Raw genomic sequence first — 2,165 nt, 5'->3', positions numbered from 1 at the left:
GTGCGGTGGGGGGCTCGTCGGCCGACGAGCCCCCCACCGCACCACTGTCCGGGGCACCCGCCGGGGGCGGCTATCCCCCGCCCGGTGGCTATCCGCCGCCCGCCGGCCCGCAGCCGCCCTCTGGCGGCTACTCACCGCCCGGTGGCTACCCGCCGCCCAGTGGCTACCCGGCCGGCGGCGCCTACGGTGCGCCCTCCGGCTACGCCAACAACGAGGACAAGACCTGGGCCCTGGTCGCGCACTTCGGCGGGGCGGCCGGCATGTTCTTCGGCGGTGGCGTGCTGGGCTGGGTGGCACCGTTGATCGCGCTGCTCGCCCGCGGCAACCAGTCGCCGACCGTCCGCGCGCACGCGATCGCGTCGCTGAACTTCCAGCTCATCTGGTCGATCATCGCGCTCGTCGGGTGGGTGCTCAGCTGCATCGTGATCGGCTTCTTCGTGGGCCTCGCCGCGATGATCATCGGCATCATCTTCGGCATCGTCGCCGGAATCAGGGCCAACGAGGGCCAGCTCTACCGGTACCCGATGTCGGCGAGTCTGATCAAGTGATCCCCGGCCCGGCCGGCCCTCGGGTCGGCCGGGTCCCGCACCGCTCAGGGCAGCAGGTCGCGGACCACCGCATCGGCGAGCAGCCGGCCCCGCAGGGTCAGCACCGCCCGGCCGGCCGCGTACTCCGGGGCGGAGAGCAGGTCGTCGGCCAGCGCGCGCTGGGCACTGGCCCGCCCGGCGGGGTCCAACACCGCCAGCGGCAGCCCGGAGGCGAGCCGCAGCCGGAGCATCACGTCCTCCATGTGCGCCTCGTCGGGCGTCAGCAGCTCCCGGGCCAGGCCCGGCGACTCCCCGGCGGCCAGCCGCTTCGCGTACGTCGTCGGGTGCTTGACGTTCCACCAGCGCACCCCGCCGACGTGGCTGTGCGCCCCCGGGCCGAGGCCCCACCAGTCGGCGCCGGTCCAGTAGAGCAGGTTGTGCCGGCACCGGGCCGCCTCCGACCGCGCCCAGTTGGAGACCTCGTACCAGGAGAAACCGGCCGCGTCGAGGGCGGCCTCCGCGGCCAGGTAGCGGTCCGCCGCCACGTCGTCGCTCGGGTACGGCAGCTCGCCCCGACGCATCCGCGCGGCCAGCCGGGTGCCGTCCTCCACGATCAGGGCGTACGCGCTGACGTGGTCGACGCCCGCGGCCACCACCTGGTCGAGCGAGGCCGCGAAGTCCTCGGCGCTCTCCCCCGGCGTGCCGTAGATCAGGTCGAGGTTGACGTGGTCGAACCCGGCCTCGCGCGCCTCCAGGGCGGCGGCGGTGGCCCGGCCGGCACTGTGCTTGCGGTCGAGGATCGCCAGCACCCCCGGCGCGGCGGACTGCATGCCCAGCGAGATCCGCGTGTAGCCGGCCGCCCGTAGCGTCTTGAGCGATTCCGGGGTCACCGACTCGGGGTTCGCCTCGGTGGTCACCTCGGCGTCGGCGGCCAGCCCCCAGGTGCGGTCGATCCCGTCGAGGATCCGGGCCAGGTCGTCGGCGGGGAGCAGGGTCGGGGTGCCTCCGCCGACGAAGACGGTGTCCACCCGTGGCGGCGGGCTGTCACCCAGCACCCGGCCGGCCAGGGCCAGCTCGGCCAGCACGCTGTCGGCGTACGACTCGCGGTCGGCCCCCCCGCCCAGCTCGGCCGCCGTGTAGGTGTTGAAGTCGCAGTAGCCGCAGCGGCTCGCGCAGAACGGGACGTGCACGTACACGCCGAAGCCGCGCGCGCCGACCGCGCGGGTGGCGGAGGCGGGCAGCGATCCGTCGACCGGGACGGATTCACCTTCTGGAAGAGCGCCGGGCATGGCCACTAGTGTGCCCGGCATGACCTCTCCGGACGCTCTCGTGCGGGTCACCACGGCCCGTGGGGTGACCACCCTCACCCTGGACAGCCCGCACAACCGCAACGCGCTCTCCACCCCGCTGATGACGCAGCTGCTGGCCGGCCTGGCCGACGCGGTTGGCGACGACACGGTCCGGGCGATCGTGCTGGACCACACCGGCCCGGTCTTCTGCTCCGGCGCGGACCTGAAGGAGACCGCCGCCGCGTACGCCAGCGGGACGGTGCCCGCCGGCATGCTCGGCGACGTGCTGGTCGCCGTACGGGAGTGCCCGAAGCCGGTGCTGGCGAAGGTGGCCGGACCGGCGCGGGCG

3 protein-coding genes are annotated in these 2,165 nt (G+C 74.5%); 2 read left to right on the top strand and 1 reads right to left on the bottom strand.

Annotated elements, in window-relative coordinates:
* The first annotated feature begins 5 nt into the window (after positions 1–5).
* Complete coding sequence (locus DKL51_RS34080; RefSeq protein ID WP_124813298.1) at positions 6–548, top strand: DUF4870 domain-containing protein; 543 nt, start codon at positions 6–8, stop codon at positions 546–548.
* A gap of 44 nt (positions 549–592) precedes the next feature.
* Here DKL51_RS34080 and hemW read toward each other — a convergent pair whose 3' ends face one another.
* A complete protein-coding gene (hemW, locus tag DKL51_RS34075; RefSeq protein WP_185735012.1) occupies positions 593–1,816 on the bottom strand; it encodes a radical SAM family heme chaperone HemW in 1,224 nt (407 codons plus the stop codon).
* 19 nt (positions 1,817–1,835) lie between these two features.
* Here hemW and DKL51_RS34070 point away from each other — a divergent pair.
* A partial coding sequence (locus tag DKL51_RS34070; RefSeq protein WP_185735011.1) for an enoyl-CoA hydratase-related protein occupies positions 1,836–2,165 on the top strand: 330 nt, incomplete at its 3' end.

Source organism: Micromonospora globispora (assembly GCF_003857015.1).
Classification (GTDB): domain Bacteria; phylum Actinomycetota; class Actinomycetes; order Mycobacteriales; family Micromonosporaceae; genus Micromonospora; species Micromonospora globispora.
Note: the sequence above shows the minus strand (reverse complement) of the source record. Positions and strands in the feature narration are given on the sequence as shown.

What these genes read in the sequence shown, in the direction of transcription:
- hemW (WP_185735012.1), bottom strand. Translation starts at nt 1,816, where the DNA reads ATGCCCGGCGCTCTTCCAGAAGGTGAATCCGTCCCGGTCGACGGATCG.